The following is a 22,710-nucleotide window of genomic DNA, read 5'->3' on the forward strand; positions in this document are numbered from 1 at the left end:
AAATCTTAAATCTCGTTATTATTGTCCTGCATTAGCGATACGCTCCGCTGTGGCGTAAACGTGGAAATCGCATGCTTGTACACCATCTGTTGGCGTCCGTCACTGTCGATCACAATGGTGAAGTTGTCGAAGGCTTTGATAATGCCCCGGATCTGGAACCCGTTGGTCAAATATACTGTAGCAGGGATATTTTCTTTGCGCAGCTGGTTCAAGAACGTATCTTGGATGTTAATGGACTTGTTCATATGACGTACCCCCAATGGTTCAATTAGATTGTTCGTAAGTATATTCAACACCTGAGTGAAACTTTCCTGCTATTATACCACGCATTCTTCAAGCACAGCAATGTTATAAAACAGGTTGAAATATGGTATGTGAATCGTTAGCACATGGATGAAATCAGCTCATTTATAAAACCTGTAAAAAGTTAATAACAGATAAGCCCTGATTTTTCAGTTATTTTTCTCCCAATCCCCTTTAGTTGAAATGGTTATATTTATAGTTCCCTCCACTACATATTAAATCTTCGGAGCCCTTCCGGTCAATCTCAATACCTCCAGCTTCTGCTGCAGACCCGCTCCAACAGGTTCATTAGGTACAACAATCTCCGGCAAAAGCGGAATGTAAAAAGACGCTTCCGGTAAGCGCCAATACGCTTTGGAAGCATCTTATATTTATGTGTAGTGCGGTATTACCTCAAGTTTATTCTGACTTTGCAAAGGTTTGCGCAATCCTATGCTCAATTATTGCGAAAGTCTCGCTATGATCGGGGCTCTCCAGGGTGTCGATCCACTGAATTTCCTTCATATGGCGAAACCAGGATAATTGTCTTTTGGCGAAACGGCGGGTATCGCGCTTAAGCAGGACTACAGCTTCTTCCAGGGTAGTCTCGCCTTCCAGGTAGGCAGCAATCTCTTTGTAGCCCAGTCCCTGCATAGATACAAGGCTTCTGCCGTAGCCGCGTTCCAGGAGCCCCTGTACTTCAGCGACGAGCCCTTCCGCCAGCATCTGATCAATCCGTTCTTCAATACGTTTGTACAGTTTTTTCCGGTCCATCGTCAAACCTATGAGGCATAGCTCATAAGGAGACTCCTTTGTTTGGCCGGCCAGATCTTCGGAAAGAGGCACGCCTGTCTGGTAATGAATTTCCAGTGCGCGGATAATTCTTCTGCGGTCATTAGGATGCAGCCGCTCCGCACTGACCGGATCTACAGCCGCCAGACGGGCATGCAGCGCTTCTGCCCCGTGCTCTTCAGCGTAAGCGTCCTGCTCGCTGCGGAAAGCCTCGTCCGCTACCGCTTCGGAGAAGCGGAAGCCGTAGCACAGGGACTCGATATACAGCCCTGTTCCTCCAACGATAAAAGGCAGCTTGCCCCTGCGGCTGATCTCTTCGATCAGCCGGGTGCCCTGCTCCTGAAATTCAGCGGTGGAATAGGCATCACCCGGATCATGGATATCGATCAGATGATGGGGAATCCCCTTCATCTCCCCTTCCGAGATCTTGGCGGTGCCGATATCCATACCGCGGTAGACCTGCATGGAATCCCCGGATATAATCTCGGCTCCGAAGGCCTCGGCCAGCTCCAGACTCAGCCGGGTCTTCCCGACTGCTGTCGGGCCCAGCAGCACGAGCACCTTGCGTTTAGTCCCTGTTGTCAATGGTGATCACCCCGTACGATGTTTTGGCGCTCGCTCTCAGCAGCTCCGTGAAGCCCAGGCGGGTAAACTCCCCGCTCAGTGCCTTCTCTTTCAATAAAACAGTCTTGCGCGCAACTCTTACCGCCTCTGCCACACTCTCCGCCGACAACGCGGCAGGATTGGCGAACTTGCGCAGCGGTGAAATCGCCGCTGAATCCGTCATCGGCACCCGGAACATCGGGTCGAAATAAACAATATCAATGCTGTTGTCCGGCTGAGCCTTCAAATACTCCAGATGGTCGCCCAGCCGGACATCGATGCGGCGCAAGGCTTCATTCACCTTAATCTGGCCTGAAACATATTGGCTCATCCCCTCCAGCAGCAGCGCATACAGCGGCAGAGAGCTTTCCAGCGCCGTAACCCGGGAATGCTCCCCTCCGGTGACGGCAAACAGCAGGGAGTCTCCCCCCAGGCCTGCCGTACAATCCAGCACGCTGTCGCCGGGCAGCATGCCTGCTGCATCAATCATAGGATCTGACTCGCCTCTTATGATCCGTTTCGCGCGGACAAACCCCATGCTGGGATGGAACTCCATAGGCGGCATTTCCGGCGTTATCAGCCGGACTGCCTCCTGCAGAACTACGAGAATCTGCTCGTCCCCATATTGCTTCACAAGCTTCGTCATGGAAAATTTGGCCCGGGGCGCATACAGGCAGCCCGTGCGTTCAGCCAGGACCCGGGCCCGGTTCACAATTTCCGGTATCGGGTCAAAGCCCGTAGTTATAATCATGTTGCCTCCGATCTTGCACTCTTCAAATGTACAGTACTGCCGCTACATTACGCGCTTAAACAGCTTCTCCAGGTCATAGGAAGAAAAGGAGACGACGATCGGCCGTCCATGCGGGCAGGTATAAGGCTGGCGGCAAGCCGCAAGCCGCGAGAGCAGTGATTCTACTTCCAGCTCCGTTAGCTTCTGGTTAGCCTTAATCGAGGCCTTGCAGGAGCATAGAATGGAAGATTTCTCGCGCAGCTTGGCCAGATCAATCGACCGTTCGCTCAGCACCCACTCCGCCATCTCCTCTATGACCGCCTTCTCGTCACCTTCCGGGAACCAGTACGGCAACGAGCGGACCAGAAAGGTCTGGCCGCCGAAATGCTCAAGAAATACCCCGGCCTGCTGGAACCAGTGCAGACGTTCGCTCAGCTGCTTGCTCTCCGAGGGAGTGAACTCCAGCGTAATCGGCAGCAGCAGCTCCTGCGACGCGTCTTCCGGCTTGCCGAATTTCTCATAGTAAAATTCATAATTCACCCGTTCATGCGCAGCGTGCTGGTCAATCAGATACAGCCCGCTGTCATTCTGGGCGATAATATATGTTCCGTGATGCTGGCCGATATAATTCAGCTCGGGAAATTGCGGCAGTCCAGTGTCTTCGCTTCCGGCAGGTGCAATAGCAGGAGCGTACAATTCCTCTGCGGTGGGCATTTGTCCCCGGTCAGCCGCAGCCGCCTGCGGCCGGTAGCTGTCACGCGGACGGGAAGACGGCTGTCCAGCAGCCTCGCTCCGGTAAGGAGCGGGCAACGGGGTACCGCCGCCGTAAGCTGCGGCCGTCTCCCTGGCCTGAGGCTGCTGCGGCAGCGGAATGCCGCCGCTTGGATAACGCTGCGGAGCCCCAGCAGCGGCTCCACCTCCGAAGAGCGGAGCATCGCTGCTCCCGCCTGGGCGCGGCTGGCTGATGCCACCGGCACCGCGCAGAGCATCAGCGGACAGCCCTGAGCCCGGAATGCGGGGAGCTGAAGCATCGGCCGGATTAGCCGCATCTGTACCTTGCTGCGGAGCACCCGGTACCGCTCCTTTGGAGAAGGCGAACTGCTCCTGAATGAAGGAGCTGCTGTTTTTGCCCCCGATGATTTCCTTGGTCGGGCGTGGAATCAGACTCTGTCCCATTAATAGACTGCGGATCTGCTGCTCCACGAATGCGTACAGCTCGGTTTCCTTACTGAAACGGACCTCCAGCTTGGCCGGATGCACGTTGACATCAACCAGCGACGGATGCATGTCAAGCTGCAGAACCAGCAGCGGATAACGGTTAATCGGCAGCAGCGTATGATAGGCGCGCATGATCGCGGCATTCAGCCCGTTGCTGCGGATATACCGTCCGCCGACAATTGTCGTAACGGCGTTGCGGTTCGAACGCGTCCACTCCGGACGGCTGATATAGCCGGAGATCTTGTAATCCGGGTCCTCGGCTGCGACCGGCAGCATCGCCTTGGCGGCGGAGGTGCCATACACCGCGGCAATAACCTGCAGCAGATCGCCGTTGCCCAGCGTGTGCAGCAGCTGGTTGCCGTTATGATGCAGGGTGAATGAGATATCCGGATGTGCCAGCGCCATACGGTACATGGCATCCGAAATATGGCCCAGCTCCGTCTGAATGCTCTTCATATATTTCAGCCGTGCCGGGGTATTATAGAACAATTCCCGTACGGTTAGATCACTTCCCTGGCCGGAAGGCGCATCCTCATTGCGGATCAGCTTCCCGCCCTCAATTTCCAGCAACCGGCCCTTCCCGTCATCACCGCTGGCTGTCAGCAGGGTCAGCTTGGATACCGCCGCGATACTCGGCAATGCTTCCCCCCGGAACCCGAGGCTTGTGATCAGGAACAGATCGCGCCCGTTGGCGATTTTGCTCGTTGCATGGCGGTAAAAGGCAGTCTCGCAATCCTCCGGCTCAATGCCGGAGCCGTTATCCTTGACGCGGATGCTCTGCAGTCCGCCCTCTTCCACAGAGACTTCAATACGCTTGCTTCCCGCATCGATCGCGTTCTCCACAAGCTCCTTTACAACAGAAGCAGGGCGCTCCACTACTTCCCCGGCAGCAATCTGGTTGGCAATATGCTCATCCAGCACATGGATTTTGGCCATATTCGTTCACCTCGCGATTTATAAATAATAGTGTTGTCTGAAACAGCCCGCTAAAATATTACTCTCAGGCCTACAGCTCCCTGGCCTTCATCTTCAACTCATTCAGCAGGCCCATCGCCTGCAGCGGTGTCATATTCATCAGATCCGCGCCCTGCACAGCTGAGATCAGCTCTTTCAGAAGCGGGTTCTCTTTAGCTGCCGGTGCTGCTACCCCGCCTTTGCGGTTCTTGCGCGGCTCGTCCTCGCCAAAAATCGAGAGCTGTACAACCTCATTGTCCTCTTCCTCCACAGGGGAAGCAAGTGAAACAGCTGCTTCCAGCTGACCCGCAGCAATTGATGCCGCCGCCTGACTCTCCTGAATCACAGGTCCGGAACGGTCATTATAATCCGTGCCATAGTTCAGCGGCACGCTGCCCGGAGGAGAAGCCTGTTCAATGCTCTGAAGCAGGCCGTACGCACGGTCGATGATGCCTTCCGGCAGTCCGGCCAGCCTTGCGCAGTAAATACCGTAGCTGCTGTCCGCCGCTCCCGGCACGAGCTTGCGCAGGAAGTTAACCTTGTCTCCGCTCTCCTGCACCGCCATGGAATAGTTACGGAGTCCACTGAGACTCTGCTCCAGGTGGGCCAGCTCATGGAAATGCGTTGATACCAGCGCCTTACACGCGATAGTATCATGCACGTATTCAATCACCGCCTGGGCGATTGCCATCCCCTCGCTGGTCGAAGTCCCCCGGCCCAGCTCGTCAATGATGATCAGGCTGCGGGACGTAGCTTTTTCGGTCATGACCTGAATATCAGCCATCTCTACCATGAAGGTACTCTGGCCGCCGATCAGGTCATCTGCCGCGCCGATGCGCGTGAAGATCCGGTCAATCAGCGGAACCTCGGCACTTGATGCCGGCACGAAGCAGCCGATCTGGGCCATGATGCAGATGAGCGCAACCTGGCGCATATACGTGCTCTTCCCTGCCATATTCGGTCCGGTAATCAGCAGGATATTGCCCTCATCCTTGCTGAGTGTGCTGCCGTTCGCAATAAACGCCGAATCCTTCAGCACTGCCTCAACCACCGGATGGCGCCCGCCTTCGAGCCGCAGGTCATAGCTGTCGGACAGCTTCGGCTTCACGAAACGGTGCTCAGCACTAACCGCCGCCAGACATTGATACACATCAATCTCTGCCACCTTCTCGGCAAGCGCCTGCAGCCGCGGAACCTGGGCGCTAATCCGCTCGCGCAGCTCGGTAAACAGGCTGTATTCCAGGTCCGTCATTTTGTCCTGGGCTTCCAGGATCAGTGCTTCCTTCTCCTTCAGCTCCGGGGTAACATAACGCTCGGCATTGGCCAGCGTCTGCTTCCGTTCATATCTGCCTTCCGGAAGCGCAGACAGATTGGAGCGGGTAATTTCAATATAATAGCCGAAGATTTTGTTATAGCCGATCTTCAGGGATTTGATGCCCGTCGCCTGGCGTTCCTTCGCTTCCAGCTCGGCAATCCAGCGTTTGCCGCTGCTGCTGGCTTCACGCAGCTCGTCCAGCCGCTCATGATAACCGCCGCGGATAATTCCGCCGTCACGGACAGACACCGGAGCATCCTCAACGATGGCCCGTTCGATATCCTCCCGGAGCTCTGAGCAATCATCCATCGATGCGCCGATCTCACGCAAGGTGGCCGAGCCGGAGGTCAGGCACATCTCCTTCAGGGCCGGAATCTGCGCCAGCGACAGCTTCAGCGCGTTCATATCCCGCCCGTTCGCGCTGCCGAAGGCAATGCGTCCCACGAGCCGCTCCAGATCGTAGATCTCTTTCAGCGCTCCGCGCAGATCCTCGCGGACTATAAACTGGTTATACAAATAGTCGACGGCTTCCAGACGGCGTTCAATCGGTGCGCGCTGCAGCAGCGGCTTGTCGATTCGGCGGCGCAGCAGACGCCCGCCCATAGAGGTTTCGGTGCGGTCGAGGAGCCAGAGCAGCGAGCCTTTTTTTGGAGCGCTCCCTCACGGTTTCGGTCAGCTCCAGATTACGCCGGGTGAACGGATCAAGAATCATGTAATTCCCGGGCTCATAAGGCGAGATCTGGGTAAGCTGCCCAAGCGACCGGCGCTGGGTCTCGCTGAAATAGGAGATCAGCAGCGCCAGACAGCGGCCGCGCTCCTTCTCCAGCCGCACCCAGGCCGCTTCCCCGAACTGGCGTCTGGCCAGTCCTTCTTCCTGCTTGTCCCACGGCGTATAGACTACAGGCTTAGCTAGCAGGGAAGCTTCACTGCGCAGCAGCTCCAGGAGCGCCGCGTCCCCGATAATTTCCGCCGGTTCATAGATGCCTATCTCATCCCGCAGCCATTCCGTGCTGGAGAGTACAGAGGTGACATACAGCTCACCTGTCGTTAAATCGCAGGCGGCCAAGGCCGTCATCCCATCTTCCTCAGTCACGCAGACGAGGTAATTGTTGCTTTTATCCGTAATGATTTTGCCGTCCATCACGGTGCCCGGAGTAACCACCCGTACGATATCGCGGCGGACCATGCCCTTGGTTACTGCAGGGTCATCAAGCTGCTCGCAGATAGCGACCTTGTAGCCTTTTTCGATCAGTCGCTGTATGTAACCTTCGGCGGCATGATGCGGCACTCCGCACATTGGAATCTTTTCCCCGACTCCGCCATCCCGGCCTGTTAATGTAATCTCAAGTTCCTTCGAGGCAAGCAAGGCATCCTCAAAGAACATTTCATAGAAATCGCCCAGACGAAAGAAAAGGAAAGCGTCTTTAGCCCCTTCCTTTACTTTTAAATACTGCTGAATCATCGGCGTATAGTTTGCCATCGTTTACCTCCATGCCTACTTCATACTGTACTCTATTATAGCAGAAACTTTGCATTCAAAGTTACCCGCAGCCTCACCTTGGCTTCTGCTAAAAGCTGGTGTGCACATTTTCCGGCGGCCGGCAGCAGTTTTTCTCCAGGTAATTGGAACGGACTTATATTTTCAAGCCATAATATTCTATAATATGACCTATGAAAACAACTGTACATTCTATCTTATGTAAGGAGGAAAAATCGTGATAAGAAAACTGAATGAAGCTGACCGCATTCCGCTGATGACGCTGTTGCACAAAGACCCTGCACTTAATTTGTTTATCATCGGCGATGTAGAGAATTTCGGATTTGAACAGGATTTCATGGAGTTATGGGGCGAGATGGATGAACCGGACGGCCGGTTCAAAGCGGTAATGCTGCGGTTCTATGGAAGTTTTTTGCCTTATGCAGAGGGTCCTTTTGACGTGGAAGGGTTCGCGGAGCTGGTAAGAAAGAGCGGGAAAGCCGAAATGCTCTCGGGTTCATCACACGTAATTGAGAAATTCCGCCAAGTGCTGGAATGTAAATCCGAGAAGCAGATGTTCTTCGCCGAGCTAAAGGAAATGAATCAACAAATTCGTGCTGCGGCCGCCACCCCGGGAGAGTTCCAGATTGCGAAGCTCCATGATGTGGAAGCCATTTGTTCACTTACGGATCTGATCGAAGAATTCTCAGGCAGTTCGGCAAACTCGCGTCAGACGCTGCACAAAGCTCTGGAGAGCAAGACCGGACGCACCTATTTCGCGGAAAAAGAGGGTGAAGTTGTTGCAACGGCTTCCACTGCGGCGGAAAATTCCATGTCGGCGATGATCATTGCTGTAGCGACCCATCCGGAAAACAGGGGACAAGGTTTAGCCACGCAGCTGGTGGCCCGTTTAAGCGCTGATGTACTGGAAGAAGGCAAGTCACTGTGTATTTTCTATAACAATCCGCAAGCGGGATTAATCTACAAAAAGCTCGGATTCACTGACATCGGGACATGGTCCATGTTGTACATATAGGAATCCGGAGCCCAGACTTTGTGGGAGCGTGGGGCCTGTTCGGGCAGGATTTGTGCTTGAGACACATTTCTATTCCAGTGATTAAGGAGACATCGTGGTCCAAGTCTTGTGACAATTATAGGAAGAGCTATCACGCTAATCCTTGCGGACTGTAGAGCCTTTATATCCCGGAAAACTTTGTGCCGGGCTAACGGACCGTAGCGCGCTTATTGCTCTCCAGATTTTCTAAATGAGAGGAATGGACGTGTTTGCTTGCCCGCAAGGATTGCAATTTCCCGTAGTTGCTCCCGACTCGCTGCTTGATCTAAATGTGCCTGCTTTGAGCATCTTGTTCGGGCACTAACTGTATTTTGTTTAACTTTTGGCTGCAGGAAATCCAATGGTCTTGTAAGTTCAACCTATACCGGTTTACATAAAAGACAGCCGCCTGTACACAGATTACCCCGCACCGGGAGGCGCGGGGTAATCGTGAACGGCGGCTGTCAGCCGTTATATAGGCAGGCACTATTGAACAGTATTTTCCGGCCTGGAGGAGCGACTCCCGGAGACGGACGGGGCACGGCGTATCCACAAGCCGCGGATATCACGCGACTCATCCCAGGTCTGCTGCGCGGCTATGGAGCGCAGCAGCGGCTCTATGTAGCCGGCGGCGGCTGCGTAGCCGCCCAGCGCGCGAAGCTGCGCCTCCAGGGGAGGCCAGGCTTCGCGGAGCGGTTGTTTGTCGCCGCTGTAGAAGGCGGCATGCAGCTTCTCCCGGTCGAGCGGGCGCAGCGGCAGCTCTTCATAATGGCTCACGATCAGGTGAGCCAGAGTGACCGCGCCTTTGGCGATGACCGGGGATACCAGGAAGCTCGGCAGTGTCCGGTACTCGAAGCCGCCATGCGGCTGCCGCCGGAAATCGCCGAGCACGCCATAGCGGGGACGCCGGGCCGCAGCCCGGACGTCTTCGAGCAGCAGCATGGGCAGCGCGAGATAGTTGTCGAGCGCGCGCAGAAGCGGCGCGCACAGCGTCACGCCGCTGAAGTGCAGGTGGCCGCCGAGGGCCCAGCCCCGCAGCGGCATGCCTCCCGCCCGCCAGCGGAGCGAGCGGTCGGCGATGAGCCGGTCCGCCTCGCGTGCGGCGGACATCAGCTGCGCCAGCAGCGCGCGCGGTTCTCCGCGCGGCGCAGGGCGCAGCTCCGCCACCGGGAACACGCCGCGCGTTCCCGGGGGTCCGGCGTCGCAGCCCGCGGCGCCGTCCATGGGCAGGTACCGCGACGCCGGCACGACGCGGCCGGTGGACTCCCGGAGCAGCAGGAACTCCGGGTCCATGCCCATCAGCAGCCCGGCCCGGTCCGGCTGCTCAAGGTCAAGGGAACGGGCCAGCTCCCGCGAGGCTGCCCGGTACGGCTCAGGCAGCGGCTTGCCGGGAACGGGCATCAGCGGAGTGATGCCCGTCACCGCGTAACGCCGCCCGCCCATGGCCCGCAGCTCCACCTCGCCGCTGTCCAGCCCCAGGCTGTAGAGCGCCCGGACCGCTGTCACGCGGGCAGCTCCTGCCACCCCGCGCATCTCACTGCTGCCGCCATCACCCGCTCCGCCACTACCGTTCCCGCCATCCCTGACAGCTTCCTCCACGCCATGACCGTGTTCATTATACCCAGCAGCGCCTACTCCACTACCAACGCTCTCTCCATTCCCGCCATTTCCCGCTCCACCATCCCTGTTCCCACCCGCGCCAGAGCCCCCGCCTCTCCCCGCTCCCCCGTAAGCAGCAATCATAGCCGCTCCTGCACCCAGAGGCTGGCATTCCAGCACAGCCAGATTATAAATAACCACCCGGTAGTGCTGCCTGTAACTTGCAGGGTCTTGTCCATGAGAATATGTATATCTGTCTCTTGCACCCTTCCGCCGTGCAGGTCCTCCGATAGCCACGGGGTCCGCTTCAATCCCGCAGCGCCGGAGTCTGCGCTTAATCTGCTCCGGTGCCAGCTGAAGGAATACGTTAAGCCCTTCGTTCATCCTTATGCCCCCGCCCATCAGAAATTCTTTATTCCGCGCATACTGCCGCATCCCCCCTATAACTTAAGTTTCCTTTCAGCGGCAAGCAGATGTAGATCGGTGCTGAAACATAACCCAAAAATATTTTAAAAAAAAGAGGGCATTCGCCCTCTACGCCGCTGCCCTCTCATCATATAATGGATCATAACCCACACGGTAACAGCAGGGCAGCGGCGCATTTGCTTCCTTACAGCTCATCATCCAGGGCGTCAGGGTCCAGATCATCATAATCAAAACTATCGCCTTCAAAATCATAATCCTTGTCTTCCAGATCATCACTCTGATCGCTGACATACACGCGGACCTTGGTTTCAGCCACCAGTTCCGCCTCGAACTCCCGTTCAACCCGGAGCGTCACACTGCCGCCGCCCGGCGATACCCCCGCTTCCACACAATTGGGTTCCTGCGTTGCCTCCGCAGAGACCTGTGCTGTGGAAGCACGGTGTCTCGGGTCCAGATACGACAAGGGAATAAGCTCCACATAGGAGACCGTTTCCTTAGCAACCTCGGTCTGCTTGTTTTTGTCGTACGAGTACCAGATGTTCACATCATAAGTACCGATTACTTCGATTCCGTTCCCGGCGGCAACCGCTTCGTACTGGTGGTTGATAATCCATGCCCCCAGAATACTAGTCGGATGATGTGGCGGAGTCACGGTATGGGTTGCGGTAGAGAACTTACGACCTTTGCCGCAAATTGCCTTCGTAATGATCTCCCTTGTTTGACGTTTATGGCTTAATGACATCTTTGAACCTCCTCCATACAATCATTCACTATCAAGTGTATGCACGTTCTGGGCATTTGTTGATTGTTAGAGTAGAAATAAATTTGGGTAAGCCCTCTTGAGAGTCTAATTAAGCCTCCTGCTTCATTTTATTGCTGAAATTAGCCAGTTATGAGTGCTTTGGTCCGAAAAAAGAAAAAGGTAGCGGTTCCCCAACATATGGAGACCCGCTACCTTTTTTCTCATTTTACGATATTGCAACCCGTGCTTACTGCGGTATCACACGCACAACGCCCAGCTGCCTGTGACGGCTCAGATCAATGAAATCATCACCGATATTCACCAGCGGACGCAGCGGATCATGGGCCAGAATCATGATGATTTTGCCAATCCGTCCGTCTGTGAGCAGTACCTCATTGCCAATCATCGACTGCATCAGTTTGTTGATGAACACACTGCAGATATAAGGGTCCAGCTTGCCGTAGACATTGTCGTCCATCTGCCTAAGCACCTCATATAAAGGTGCTGCTGTGCGGTAGAAACGGTCCGAGGTCATCGCATGGAAAATATCTGCCACCGCGACAATTTTGCTGAAATCGGTAATCCGGTGCCCCAGTACGCCGAAAGGGTAGCCGCTGCCATCCATCCGTTCATGATGCTGCAGCGCTACAAGCGCCTGCATGTGAGTGGTGCCAACGGTATCCCGGATCATTTCATATCCAAGGGTAGTATGCTTCTTCATCAGCGCATATTCTTCGTCATTCAGCGGACCCGGCTTGGTGAGGATTTCGGCCGGAATCATAATTTTGCCGATATCATGAAGGGTTGCAGCCGTCGTCAGCATACTTAGCTCGTCCGGCTTCAGCTTCAGCCATTTGCCGAGCAGCGTGGAGATAATGCCGACAGCAACATTATGCCTGTATGTATAATCATCCTTGGACTGCAGCGCAGCCAATATTCCGTAGAAATCGTTCTTCTCACTTACCTGCTGGATAAAAGGAATGACTTCATTTCTGAGCTCTATCATCGGCAGCCTTTTGGTCTTGGTATAGCGCAACTCTTCAAAAATACTCTCCATCGCTGCCGTGCAGTCATCCACCGCAAGCTGATAGAACGTCGCGCTGTCCAGCTGAAGCACATCATGCGGCTCCAAAAGGATCTTGTGCTGCGTGATCAGCCGGATATGTTCCCCGCTTAATAAGGTCAACGCCGGCAGAACAAACACACCGCTATGATTAAAAAGGTTGTCTGCAAGCTGTTTGCCGATATATTGTTCATTGCTGTTGTTCATGTTCCTCACCTGCCAGTGCAGCCGTCCACCGGAGTGAACCGCCGCTGTAATTGGAAGCTTCGCGGCCTCATCTACAATCTTATCCTGAAACGTGTTTTTCTGTCCCGAACAGAAAATGAACATAACTATAGAGAATAAGCTCACTTTAAGTGCTTATATATCTTATCGTTAATTCACACCGTAATGTTAATACCTGAGACATATTTACCTTCTTGCTCAAGCCTTTCCCTTGGCGGACAGCTTGTCCTTCACCGGTCCCGGCTCCACCGGACTCTTATAGCGTTTGGCGATTTTGAGATAGAGTGCAAGCTCGCGGCACAGCTGCAGAATGGCGGAGCGGATCTCGAATTCCTCACGGGAATCCGGGAGCTCCATCTGCTGAAATTCCTGCTGCAGATCCTCCAGCAGCTTCTCGGTCCGGCCGGTATACTCCTCAGCCAGCACATCGCCGCTGAGCTGATCGAACAGCTCGGCAACCATATCACCATGCGGCAGCTGGCGGTATACCTGCGAGAGGAGCTGCATCATATTCTGGATCGACTCCAGCTGCTCCTTGCGCATGTAGAAGTATACATTCCAGGCTTCATCCGGATGGATCACATGATTCTCCATTTCCCTTGAAGCCGCGGTCAGCCCCTTCTGCACCGCTTCACCTGCTCCGATCAGTTCCTTCCCGTCCCATACATAAGCGGGATCGCGCAGTGTCAGGGCAATCTGCCGGAAGATGACCGAGAAATAGCCGTCCACCTCTTTGCGGATACCCGCAATCATGCCTCCGGTCTGCGGCATATAGATGAAATTGACAAGTCCGGCCGAACCCAGTCCAATAATCAGCAGCTCAATCTGCTGCAGCAGGATATGAACGGTAATGTCAGCTTGTCCAAAAACACGGAACACAATAACGGAGCTGGTGACAATCCCCTCTTTGAAGCCCGATTTGACGATAAGCGGGAAACCGAACAGCACATACAGTCCGAGGACCCAATAATGAAAGCCCAAGGTAAAGAAGAGAATACAACCCAAAAAGAGTCCCACAAGCGAGGCGAAGAAGCGTGCCGTGATCGTGCGAAGACTCCTTTTGCGCGTCGTTTCCACCCCGAGAATAGCCAGCAATCCCGCACTTTGCGCGTTTGGAATGCCTGCTGCGGCGGCCAGCAGAATGGACAGCAAAGTTGCAGCCGCCGTTTTGATAATACGAAATCCCATGTTAATACCTCTCCTACAAAGTTCAGCTTCATCATTCAGGTAAAGATATAGTCATGGTACAAGATTTTGCGGGGAGACACAATATTACATAGTTCTACCTCCGTGACAATAACAGCTTCTCCACATATACAACGAGCTGATACATGGCTGTAGCCACCGCGGCAATGATCAGCAGACTGGACATGACCAGGGTGAAATTAAATACCTGAAAGCCATAGATAATCAGATACCCCAGTCCCGACTTGGCAACCAGAAATTCACCTACAATGACCCCGACCCAGGACATCCCGACATTCACCTTCAGCGTGGAGACCACCGTAGGAAAGGAAGCCGGAAGAATGACCTTGTTGAATTCCTGTACTCTGGTAGCGCCGAATGACCGGACAACCTTAACCAGATTCGGATCTACACTGCAAAAGCTGTTGTACACCACCAGAGTGGTAATAATCACTGTAATGGATAAAGTAGTGACTACTATCGCCGTGAAGCCGGCACCGAACATGACAATGAAGATCGGGCCCAGCGCCACCTTCGGCATACTGTTGAAGACGACCATATAGGGATCAAGTACGGCGGACAGAAAAGGCGACCACCAGATAATCACAGCCAGCAGCGTCCCGAGCAGGGTTCCCAGAATAAATCCTACCACGGTCTCACCCACGGTCATCCCCAGATGCGGCCATAGACTCCCGCTAAGCATGTCATCCCAGATTTGCCGGAATACCTTAGTCGGGTAGCTGAAGAGCAGCTCATCGATCCAGCCCATTCTGGCCCCCGCCTCCCAGAGCACAAAGAACAGCAGCAGGATACTGCTTCTTACGATCAGGACCTGACTCTTGCGGCGCAGCTTCTTCTTCCTGTAGTCCGCATGCTTCTGTTCCAGCCAAAGTGCACGGGAAGCCGCGACTTCTGTGTGCAATTCTGTATTCACACGCCTTCCCTCCCTGCCAGCTCCATTTCCTTCCACACTTCATGAAAAAGCTCCGCGAATCCGGGTAAATCCCGCGCATACAGCGGCGGGGTACTGCGGATGTCCTCCGGAACCTGAAAAATCCTGCGGATCCTTCCCGGATTCCGCTGGAGCAGAATGACCCGGCTGCTGACAGCGATCGCCTCAGACAGGTCATGAGTGACCAGAATGGCTGTTGTTCCCCGGCGCATCAGCGTCTCCGAGACCAGATCCTCCAGCTGCAGCTTAATCTGGTAATCCAGCGCGGAGAACGGCTCATCCAGCAGCAGCAGACCGGGATCAGTCGCCAGTGTCCGCACCAGTGCGACGCGCTGGCGCATTCCGCCGGAGAGCTGAGCCGGAAAGGCAAGCTCCTTGCCCGCAAGCCCCATGTCGGCCAGCAGCTGCAAAGTTTTGCTGCGCGATGCTTCATCCAGCCTTCCGGTCAGCTCCAGCCCAAGCAGTGCATTATCCTGAATGCTCCTCCAGGGGAACAGATAATCCTGCTGCAGCATATAGCCTACTTCAGGAGAGGGCCCTGTAGTAGCGCGTCCGCTGAGCAGAACTTCGCCACGCGAGGGCCGCAGCAGCCCGGCAATGATCGACAGAAGCGTCGTCTTACCGCAACCGCTGGGCCCGACGAGACTGACGAACTCACCCTGCCCCACGCTGAGATTGAAATCCTCGATTGCAAGCGAAGCCTCGCGGTCTCCCAGATAGGCGTGCGTGATTTCCTTCAACTCCACTACTGGAAGCATATCAGCCCTCCTAAAAGTTTTGCGTAATAATCACATCTTCGATTCTTCTTTGCAGCAAAACTTGCTTCGGAAGCATCAACTTAGTTTGTGAGCGTTACTTCTCACGATTCTGCCTCGAACAAACTCGCTTCGGAAGCATCAACTTAGTTTGTGAGCATTACTTCTCACGATTCTGCTTCGAACAAACTCGCTTCGGAAGCATCACAACTTACTTAATACTGCTCTCCGCTTTTTCGGCAAAGGTGTTGTTGACGATCTTTCCGGATGGGACACGCTCCTTGAGCTCACCTGCGTTGTCGATTACATCAAGCAGATTGTTCCATTCTTTGTCATCAATAACCGGATTCAATGCATAGGTGTCCTGTTCCTTATAGCGGCTGATGGCGGAAACCACAATATTCCGGTCCGTCTTATCAAAGTAAAGCATCACCGCATCGGCAATTTCTTCCGCACTGTGATCCTTGACCCACAATTGGGCACGCTGGATGGCATTGGTGAATTTCTGCACCGTGTCGTTATTTTTGCTGATATAGCTCTCCTTGGACATGAACACGGTATATGGCAGATAACCGCTCTCTACGCCAAATGAAGCGACAACCTGGCCTCTTCCTTCACTCTCGAAGATCGATGCCTGCGGCTCAAACAGCTGCACATAATCCCCTGTACCGGAAGCAAAAGCACCGGCAATATTGGCAAAGTCAATATTCTGAATCAGCGTCAAGTCCTTAGCAGTGTCAATTCCTTTGTTCAGGAGGGTAAATGCGCCGGCCATTTGCGGCATACCGCCTTGTCTTTGGCCCAGGAAGGTTGATCCTTTAACTTTGTCCCAGCTGAAATTACTGTCCGGCGTACGTGCAAACAAGAAGGTTCCATCCCGCTGCGTGAGCTGAGCGAAATTAATCACAGGGTCATCAGCCCCCTGCTGATACACATAAATCGAAGTTTCCGAACCGACCAGTGCCACATCTATAGCTCCGGAGAGCAGCGCCGTCATCGTTTTATCCCCGCCCGGTATGGTCTGCAGTTCGACATCCAGCCCTTCATCCTTGAAAAAATTCTGGGACAATGCCACATACTCCGGTGCATAGAACACAGAACGGGTAACCTCACCGATCTTAACCTTCACTGCAGCCGAATCACCGCCACACCCGGCGAGTACTGCGAAACACATGACAATCAGCATGAGCGACAATGACAGCTTTTTCCTGAACTTCATTCTTCATTCTCCTTTCTTCCCGGGTCTTTCGCCCTTGCTCTATGCATATGCGGATGCCCGCGGAATGGTTAAAGTCCTGTATTGCTATCGTTTGCACATAAAATCAACGGTTGAAATATCCATTTATTTGCATTTCCACTATTTTTTCAGGTGCACAGGTTATATTTATCCTTATATCAACCAGTAAAGTAGAGTAAATTGAAGAATAACAGCGATATATCCAAATCACTTCGCTCGGAGTCACTCCCAGGAATGTATTTCAAAGTATTCAGGATGTGCAAACGTTTTACCTATTTCTGTGTATCCCCTAAGATAAAGCAATAAAGCGCTTACGAATTTACATATTTAATGAAGCGAAATAATCTAAATGCCTGAAAGGAGTTATTAACACATGCATCATGTATCTTCATTTGTCCCTAAATCCTATATTCTGCATGCCTTTGCGGTCACGGGTCTGGCGGCAATGCTGCTGGCCGGGTGCAGCGGTGATGAGAGTACAGGCGGAAATCACGCTGCCAAGGTCTCATCCGCACAACCTTCCTCACCCGTTCACAGTACTGAAGAGGAATCAAGAGCAGGGATACAGAACAACAGCACTGCACAATCTGCCGGTAATTCCGCTGCAGCTGTAGACGAGCAGCCTTCCACCGTGTTTTATGAAATCTTCGTCCGCTCCTTCTATGATTCCAACGGGGACGGTATCGGTGATCTGCAGGGGGTCACTGAGAAGCTGGATTATTTGAATGACGGGGACCCGCAGACGCATGATGATTTGGGTGTCGGAGGAATCTGGCTGATGCCTTTTAATCCCTCCCCCAGCTATCACGGTTACGATGTAACAGATTACCGCAGCATTAATCCGGACTATGGAACACTTGAAGACATGCAGACCCTGATCAGGGAGGCACATAAACGGGGCATCAAAGTGATTATGGATCTGGTGGTGAACCACACGTCCAAGGCTCATCCCTGGTTTGTGGATTCCGCCAAGAATCCGGGCAGTAAATACCGCGACTGGTATATCTGGGCCGAAGATCAGAGCCGCCCGGTAACCGGAACCAGCGCTGCCGGCAGCGGCAGCCCGTGGCATACATTGCGGGGAAGCCATTATATGGGGACTTTCTGGGAGGGGATGCCGGATCTCAACTTCGATAATCCTGAGGTCCGCAGTGAAATGAAGAGTATCGGTACCTATTGGCTGGAGCTAGGAGTCGACGGTTTCCGTCTGGACGCTGCAAAGCATATTTACGAGGATCTTCTCTCAGACAAAAGTACGGCGACGACGGCCAAAAATGTGGCCTGGTGGCAGGAATTCCGCGCAGCCATGAATGAGGTGAATCCGCAGGCGTATATCGTAGGTGAGATCTGGGAGAATTCAGCCGTGTCCGTAGGGGCTTATCTGAATCAGGCCTTCGATTCCGGCTTTAACTTCGGACTTGCTGAAACGCTGATTCATTCGGCTCAAACCGAAAAAGACAGCGGAGCCGCGTTCACCCTGGAGCGGACCTACAAGCTGTATTCGCAAATCTCAGGCGGTGCTTTCACGGATGCCATTTTCCTGACCAATCATGATCAGAACAGGGTTATGAGCCAGCTGGATGATCAGCCTGATCATGCCGCGATGGCGGCAGCCATGCTGCTGACCCTGCCGGGTAATCCGTTTATCTATTATGGAGAAGAGATCGGGCTGCTGGGTGTGAAGCCGGATGAAGGCATCCGTGAGCCCATGAAATGGACAGCCGACGGACTAAGTGCTGGTCAGACTTCGTGGGAGCCGGGCAGGAATAATGCTGCGAATCCCGGGACTGATGTAGAGAGCCAGCAACAATTAAGCGATTCACTGCTGGAACGCTACCGCGAGCTTATCCGGCTGCGGGAAGAGGTGCCGGCCCTGCGTGACGGAGGAATACGCGATTACCCTTCCGGAAACGGGGGGATTATGGCTTATGAACGGATGACCGCCGGGCAACAGCTACTCGTTATTCATAACTTAACGGGATCGGCACAGACGATGCAGCTCCATCCCGGTACTGATGGCAGTATATACTCCGGTATCCTCAGGACAGTTGGCGGCAAAGCCGGACTCAGCAGCAGCGGGCTCACGCTGCCTGCCTACACTACAGTTATTCTGGAGAGCAAATCGGAGTAGAATGCATCACCCATTCATAAAAAGCGCAGCATAGCTCCGCCTTCGTGAGAGGAACTGCAATTACATAGTTCTGTGCGGGTTCGGAGCCCATCCGCAGGAGCCAGCCACCCGAAGCGTTCTCAAGAAACGACGCCTGCTGAAGACTCCAGCCGCTGCTGACACGGGAGCATAATCGCAGTTCTCCGGCCATTTCGGGACCTATCATGACCTTGGCCAGTTCAGTAGAACTGGCTAAATCACCTGTTTCTACCCCCAGGTACTCTGCCAGCATACACAATGTGCAGGACCCCGCTTGTTGATTAATCTCCTCATACCTGCTTCTGGACAGGAAGAGCGCAGGAACAGACACCATGCGGGTCTCTGCATATTCAAAGCAATTGAAAAGATAATAACAAGCCCGCTTCATTTCACCCGGCTCCTTCAATTCATACCCGAAGGGGTCCTCTTCAAGCATACCAGTAACTATTATTTTGTCTTTATGTATTTGCATGCAGACATCCTGCGAAGTTTCGCCTTCAAGGTATTTCACCCTGCATATTCCTACTGCACCGGAGGCTGTCTGCAGAATGTCCGCCACCACTTTCCGCTCTGTTTCACCGGGGAACAGAAACTGTGCCAAACAGATCACATCTTGAGTATTCACGTCCATATATCCTTCCCTATTTCCATAAATCTGAAATTTATTGTCAATGAGTGGCTTTCAAAAAACGGTTAAACTATAAAACTTGCAATCTTTATGTTATCATAAGCTAATTTTAAGGTAAAATTAAGAAATGCAGGGTAAGATCAATACCATGAAATACTTTTAGCGAGGTGATTTCAAAATGAGAATGCTCATCACATTTCAGAACAAGCTTGTACCTGTATATTTCACAACAGAAAACAAACAGCCGACCCAAAAAGTACTTCGCCTGCTAAACAGCACCCTGGAGCTGAAAATTCAAAAGGGTAAGAACGCCCTGCAGAAATGTTTGAATTCTCTGATCAGTATCGAAATTAAAGGCTCAGAAGCTATATTGCACAGTTATAGTGAAAATGATTCACTGGCTTTATCCCTCTATTAATAGAGGGATATTTTTTTGCCGGAAAATGGGCTTGATCCTGTCTGGAGGGCACATACAAAAAAGCACACACCTGCAGTCCAGGAATGTGCTCTCTCTATATAATGCGTGTTATCTGTGTTATCAGCGTATGCTTTCAGCCAATCCTGAGATTCCGGTTTTCTTCTTTCTCCGCCTTTTGAATCCGCAGTTTGAACAACTTCACCAGGTTGCGCCGGGTATGCTCTTCGTGACAGTTGTCCAATTTCTTAATAATGAAACGGTCAATGGACATGTCAATCGCTCCTTTGGGATGGGGTTTGAATCCCGTTATAGAGAGAGGAAATCATTTCCTTGTCTCCTTGTAACACCTATATAACCGGGTCTCTGAATGCCTAAACCAGGCTGAAATGCTGTGTTATGAGCGGCTACGAAATTAGTCTTACTACATATTGACGGTTCTCCGGTGAATGGATTCATTCAGCAGGAGATATGGTATCTGTGCGAAAAAAAGCCTGTTCATGTCGGCAAAATAAAAATTTTATCCGACGGATATTTACAAACAAATTATTAAATGCTATATTATATATAGTTAATATTAAATATATATTTAAGGAGAAATCATAATGTCTAATGTCCTGTTTATCAAAGCAAATAACCGCCCGGCCGAGCAATCTGTAAGTGTTCAGCTCTACAACGAATTCCTGTCCAGCTACAAGGAATCCCATCCTCAGGATGAAGTGACTGAACTGGATTTGTTCGCTGAACAACTTCCATACTATGACAACACGCTGATCTCCGGCGTATATAAAGCAGCACAAGGCTTCGAAGCAACTCCGGAAGAAGCTGCCGGCGCCGCTCTCGTTAAGAAATATCTGGACCAGTTCCTGGCCGCTGACAAAGTGGTATTCGCCTTCCCGCTCTGGAACATGACTGTTCCGGCTGTACTGCACACATACATCGATTACCTGAACCAGGCCGGCACTACCTTCAAGTATACTGCTGAAGGTCCTGTAGGACTGCTGACAGGCAAAAAAGCAGCTGTACTGAACGCCAGAGGCGGCGTGTACTCCGAAGGCCCGGCAGCAAGTGCTGAAATGGCTGTTAACTTCATCATGGGTAACCTGAACTTCTGGGGCTTCAAGGAAACTACACAAGTTATCGTTGAAGGACACAACCAGAACCCGCAGAAATCCGCAGAAATTATCGCTACCGGTCTGCAACTGGCTAAAACTGCTGCTGCATCGTTCTAATCCGCCAGCATTAAAAGTCCGGTTTCACCTTTAGAACTCCGCACTTTTATCAGGCATCTGTTATAACATTAACCGGACTTTTATTTATATAAAGCTCCGGCGGTGCATCCTCAGGGAATACCGCCGGACCCTGCAAGAAGAGGCCACGCAGCTGTTACATCAGCTGCGTGGCCTCTTTGTGCTCCTGATAGCTTAATACTCCTCCAATACCCGCTGCCAGCTGTTGCCCTTGGCACGCGGCGGGGTGCCTTTTACAGAAGCAGCTGCCGTTTTACGCTTCTGCTTCACTTCCTTGCTGTTCTGGAACAGTAGTTCCTTCTGCGTCTTGCGGTAATTAAGCAGCCGTTTCTCGTCCAGCACACCGCTTGCGACCGCCTCGAGCACAGCGCAGCCTTCCTCCCGTACATGGCGGCAGTCACTGAAGCGGCAGTCTGCCGCAAGCGTGCTGATATCACCGAAGGCCAGATTCAGGCCTCCATCATCCTCCCACAGCTGCAGCTCACGCATCCCCGGCGTATCCACAATGATGCCGCCGTCCGGCAGGACAAACAGCTCGCGGTGTGTAGTCGTATGCCGTCCGCGGCTGTCCCCTTCCCGGATATCCTGGGTAAGCTGCAGGTTCTGTCCGCTGAGCCAGTTGACCATCGTTGATTTGCCGCAGCCGGAGGAACCGGTTAGGGCAACCGTCTGACCTCTGCCGATATAAGGCAGCAGTTCATCCCGCCCGTCCCCCAGGAGGGCGCTAACCGCGTGTACAGCTACCCCGGGAGCCGCCAGCTGCATCTCGGCGATTTTGTCTGCAGCATCCGTACAAAGATCAGCCTTGGTCAGCAGAATCACCGGATTCGCCCCACTGTTCCAGGCCATAATCAGATACCGCTCCATCCGCCGCACATTGAAATCATCGTTTAAGGCGCTGACCAGGAACAGGGTATCGACGTTGGAGGCAACGATTTGCTCCTCCTGCGTCACTCCTGCCACCTTGCGTGAAATTACGCTGCGGCGGGGCAGGACACCATGAATCACGGCATGCTCCCCGCCGTCCTGCATGGCCAAAGCCACCCAGTCACCAACTGCCGGATATTCGCCTGACCCGGACAGGCTATGTCTGAGCTTGCCGGATAGTTCTCCCCAGATCTCTCCAGTGCTTGCGGTTACCCGGTATTTGCTGCCGAAATCACCGACTATTCTGCCCGGCTCAAGTATTCTGGCCTCGAGCTGCTGCAGCTTCTCATTCCATTTCATTTTCCATTCTTCATTCCAGCCATACTGTTCGATATTCATTCATTTCCTCCTGGTTGTTGTTACGTATTGACCTTTAAATATTTCCTTTTTGAGTTTTAGGATCAGTCGCCACTGCGGTGGATATTTGGACTTCCGGCCGCTGTTAGGTTTGGATTTCATGATTTAACACCGGGTTCACGGTGGAAACCCAAACCTAAAGGCGATCGCTACCGCTCCTCCAGCCCAAAATCCCCCTCCGTCACTCCTTCTCTTTTCTCAAATATTCAATTCTAAACCAATAGCTTCACTAGCCTGCTTAATCATTCACGTGTATTTCCGGGAATTAGTAGCCCCTTCGAATCCTTCTAGCACAGCAGCATCTTTTACAGCATGCAGCATATAATGGCTGCTGTTTCCACAAAAAAACCGCCGGAACCCAAAGGCTCCGGCGGC

20 protein-coding genes are annotated in these 22,710 nt (G+C 53.1%); 4 read left to right on the forward strand and 16 right to left on the reverse strand.

The window, feature by feature from the left end:
- Positions 1-5 precede the first annotated feature (5 nt).
- The 6 genes from hfq to PBOR_RS38615 all read right to left on the reverse strand — a co-directional run bounded on the left by hfq (position 6) and on the right by PBOR_RS38615 (position 7,374).
- Positions 6-245, reverse strand: coding sequence for an RNA chaperone Hfq (gene hfq, locus PBOR_RS19625; RefSeq protein WP_039299258.1), 240 nt, complete (start codon positions 243-245; stop codon positions 6-8).
- A 457-nt stretch (positions 246-702) separates the two neighbouring features.
- Complete coding sequence (miaA, locus tag PBOR_RS19630) at positions 703-1,659, reverse strand: tRNA (adenosine(37)-N6)-dimethylallyltransferase MiaA (protein ID WP_042214544.1); 957 nt, start codon at positions 1,657-1,659, stop codon at positions 703-705.
- Entirely contained in the window at positions 1,643-2,428 is a 786-nt protein-coding gene (locus PBOR_RS19635) for a class I SAM-dependent methyltransferase (protein WP_042214546.1), read from the reverse strand. Before PBOR_RS19635 ends, miaA begins: the two co-directional genes overlap by 17 nt.
- 42 nt (positions 2,429-2,470) lie before the next feature.
- Positions 2,471-4,561: a DNA mismatch repair endonuclease MutL gene (gene mutL, locus PBOR_RS19640; RefSeq protein WP_042214549.1), complete on the reverse strand. Its 2,091-nt coding sequence runs from the start codon at positions 4,559-4,561 to the stop codon at positions 2,471-2,473.
- 70 nt (positions 4,562-4,631) lie between these two features.
- Positions 4,632-6,497 carry a DNA mismatch repair protein MutS gene (mutS, locus tag PBOR_RS35040; protein WP_425415498.1) on the reverse strand — a complete coding sequence of 622 codons (1,866 nt, stop codon included), beginning with the start codon at positions 6,495-6,497 and terminating at the stop codon, positions 4,632-4,634.
- Positions 6,436-7,374: a MutS N-terminal domain-containing protein gene (locus tag PBOR_RS38615; protein WP_425415499.1), complete on the reverse strand. Its 939-nt coding sequence runs from the start codon at positions 7,372-7,374 to the stop codon at positions 6,436-6,438. Before PBOR_RS38615 ends, mutS begins: the two co-directional genes overlap by 62 nt.
- A 235-nt stretch (positions 7,375-7,609) precedes the next feature.
- Here PBOR_RS38615 and PBOR_RS19650 point away from each other — a divergent pair, with 235 nt between their 5' ends.
- Positions 7,610-8,407, forward strand: a complete 798-nt coding sequence (locus PBOR_RS19650) for a GNAT family N-acetyltransferase (RefSeq protein WP_042214552.1) — start codon at positions 7,610-7,612, stop codon at positions 8,405-8,407.
- A gap of 504 nt (positions 8,408-8,911) precedes the next feature.
- Here PBOR_RS19650 and PBOR_RS19655 read toward each other — a convergent pair.
- From PBOR_RS19655 to PBOR_RS19685, 7 genes are all read right to left on the reverse strand, one after another.
- Positions 8,912-10,408: a putative amidoligase domain-containing protein gene (locus tag PBOR_RS19655; RefSeq protein WP_157764082.1), complete on the reverse strand. Its 1,497-nt coding sequence runs from the start codon at positions 10,406-10,408 to the stop codon at positions 8,912-8,914.
- Positions 10,409-10,634: 226 nt separating this feature from the next.
- On the reverse strand, positions 10,635-11,192 hold the full coding sequence (locus PBOR_RS19660) for an outer spore coat protein CotE (protein WP_042214555.1): 558 nt from the start codon (positions 11,190-11,192) through the stop codon (positions 10,635-10,637).
- A 247-nt stretch (positions 11,193-11,439) separates the two neighbouring features.
- Positions 11,440-12,462: an HD-GYP domain-containing protein gene (locus PBOR_RS19665; protein WP_042219672.1), complete on the reverse strand. Its 1,023-nt coding sequence runs from the start codon at positions 12,460-12,462 to the stop codon at positions 11,440-11,442.
- 216 nt (positions 12,463-12,678) lie between these two features.
- Positions 12,679-13,668, reverse strand: coding sequence for an aromatic acid exporter family protein (locus PBOR_RS19670; RefSeq protein ID WP_042214558.1), 990 nt, complete (start codon positions 13,666-13,668; stop codon positions 12,679-12,681).
- Between the two features lie 94 nt (positions 13,669-13,762).
- Positions 13,763-14,515, reverse strand: coding sequence for an ABC transporter permease (locus PBOR_RS19675; RefSeq protein WP_425415546.1), 753 nt, complete (start codon positions 14,513-14,515; stop codon positions 13,763-13,765).
- A gap of 80 nt (positions 14,516-14,595) precedes the next feature.
- Entirely contained in the window at positions 14,596-15,375 is a 780-nt protein-coding gene (locus tag PBOR_RS19680; protein ID WP_042214560.1) for an ABC transporter ATP-binding protein, read from the reverse strand.
- Between the two features lie 208 nt (positions 15,376-15,583).
- Positions 15,584-16,591 carry an ABC transporter substrate-binding protein gene (locus PBOR_RS19685; protein WP_042214562.1) on the reverse strand — a complete coding sequence of 336 codons (1,008 nt, stop codon included), beginning with the start codon at positions 16,589-16,591 and terminating at the stop codon, positions 15,584-15,586.
- Positions 16,592-16,982: 391 nt separating this feature from the next.
- On the opposite strand from PBOR_RS19685, the gene PBOR_RS19690 reads away from it, so the two are divergent.
- Positions 16,983-18,740: an alpha-amylase family glycosyl hydrolase gene (locus PBOR_RS19690; protein ID WP_081972124.1), complete on the forward strand. Its 1,758-nt coding sequence runs from the start codon at positions 16,983-16,985 to the stop codon at positions 18,738-18,740.
- Here PBOR_RS19690 and PBOR_RS19695 read toward each other — a convergent pair.
- The gene (locus PBOR_RS19695) at positions 18,715-19,383 is read right to left on the reverse strand and encodes a hypothetical protein (RefSeq protein WP_157764083.1); all 669 of its coding nucleotides are present in this window, start codon (positions 19,381-19,383) and stop codon (positions 18,715-18,717) included. The genes PBOR_RS19690 and PBOR_RS19695 overlap by 26 nt on opposite strands.
- A 181-nt stretch (positions 19,384-19,564) precedes the next feature.
- On the opposite strand from PBOR_RS19695, the gene PBOR_RS19700 reads away from it, so the two are divergent.
- Positions 19,565-19,804, forward strand: a complete 240-nt coding sequence (locus PBOR_RS19700; protein ID WP_039310083.1) for a hypothetical protein — start codon at positions 19,565-19,567, stop codon at positions 19,802-19,804.
- Between the two features lie 133 nt (positions 19,805-19,937).
- Here PBOR_RS19700 and PBOR_RS37435 read toward each other — a convergent pair whose 3' ends face one another.
- Positions 19,938-20,075, reverse strand: coding sequence for a hypothetical protein (locus PBOR_RS37435; RefSeq protein WP_167549555.1), 138 nt, complete (start codon positions 20,073-20,075; stop codon positions 19,938-19,940).
- Positions 20,076-20,406: 331 nt separating this feature from the next.
- On the opposite strand from PBOR_RS37435, the gene PBOR_RS19705 reads away from it, so the two are divergent.
- Positions 20,407-21,033 carry an FMN-dependent NADH-azoreductase gene (locus tag PBOR_RS19705; protein WP_042214566.1) on the forward strand — a complete coding sequence of 209 codons (627 nt, stop codon included), beginning with the start codon at positions 20,407-20,409 and terminating at the stop codon, positions 21,031-21,033.
- Between the two features lie 192 nt (positions 21,034-21,225).
- Here the strand turns inward: PBOR_RS19705 and rsgA are convergent, their stop codons facing one another.
- Positions 21,226-22,317, reverse strand: coding sequence for a ribosome small subunit-dependent GTPase A (rsgA, locus tag PBOR_RS19710; RefSeq protein ID WP_042214570.1), 1,092 nt, complete (start codon positions 22,315-22,317; stop codon positions 21,226-21,228).
- Positions 22,318-22,710: the final 393 nt, after the last annotated feature.

The sequence above is a fragment of the Paenibacillus borealis genome, from assembly GCF_000758665.1.
GTDB lineage: Bacteria > Bacillota > Bacilli > Paenibacillales > Paenibacillaceae > Paenibacillus_AQ > Paenibacillus_AQ borealis.

Excerpts from the sequence above, each read along its gene's own strand:
- hfq (WP_039299258.1), bottom strand. The coding sequence starts at position 245 with ATGAACAAGTCCATTAACATCCAAGATACGTTCTTGAACCAGCTGCGC.
- PBOR_RS19635 (WP_042214546.1), bottom strand. The coding sequence starts at position 2,428 with ATGATTATAACTACGGGCTTTGACCCGATACCGGAAATTGTGAACCGG.
- mutL (WP_042214549.1), bottom strand. The coding sequence starts at position 4,561 with ATGGCCAAAATCCATGTGCTGGATGAGCATATTGCCAACCAGATTGCT.
- mutS (WP_425415498.1), bottom strand. The coding sequence starts at position 6,497 with ATGGGCGGGCGTCTGCTGCGCCGCCGAATCGACAAGCCGCTGCTGCAG.
- PBOR_RS38615 (WP_425415499.1), bottom strand. The coding sequence starts at position 7,374 with ATGGCAAACTATACGCCGATGATTCAGCAGTATTTAAAAGTAAAGGAA.
- PBOR_RS19655 (WP_157764082.1), bottom strand. The coding sequence starts at position 10,408 with ATGAACGAAGGGCTTAACGTATTCCTTCAGCTGGCACCGGAGCAGATT.
- PBOR_RS19660 (WP_042214555.1), bottom strand. The coding sequence starts at position 11,192 with ATGTCATTAAGCCATAAACGTCAAACAAGGGAGATCATTACGAAGGCA.
- PBOR_RS19665 (WP_042219672.1), bottom strand. The coding sequence starts at position 12,462 with ATGAACAACAGCAATGAACAATATATCGGCAAACAGCTTGCAGACAAC.
- PBOR_RS19670 (WP_042214558.1), bottom strand. The coding sequence starts at position 13,668 with ATGGGATTTCGTATTATCAAAACGGCGGCTGCAACTTTGCTGTCCATT.
- PBOR_RS19680 (WP_042214560.1), bottom strand. The coding sequence starts at position 15,375 with ATGCTTCCAGTAGTGGAGTTGAAGGAAATCACGCACGCCTATCTGGGA.
- PBOR_RS19685 (WP_042214562.1), bottom strand. The coding sequence starts at position 16,591 with ATGAAGTTCAGGAAAAAGCTGTCATTGTCGCTCATGCTGATTGTCATG.
- PBOR_RS19690 (WP_081972124.1), top strand. The coding sequence starts at position 16,983 with ATGCATCATGTATCTTCATTTGTCCCTAAATCCTATATTCTGCATGCC.
- PBOR_RS19700 (WP_039310083.1), top strand. The coding sequence starts at position 19,565 with ATGAGAATGCTCATCACATTTCAGAACAAGCTTGTACCTGTATATTTC.
- PBOR_RS37435 (WP_167549555.1), bottom strand. The coding sequence starts at position 20,075 with ATGTCCATTGACCGTTTCATTATTAAGAAATTGGACAACTGTCACGAA.
- PBOR_RS19705 (WP_042214566.1), top strand. The coding sequence starts at position 20,407 with ATGTCTAATGTCCTGTTTATCAAAGCAAATAACCGCCCGGCCGAGCAA.
- rsgA (WP_042214570.1), bottom strand. The coding sequence starts at position 22,317 with ATGAATATCGAACAGTATGGCTGGAATGAAGAATGGAAAATGAAATGG.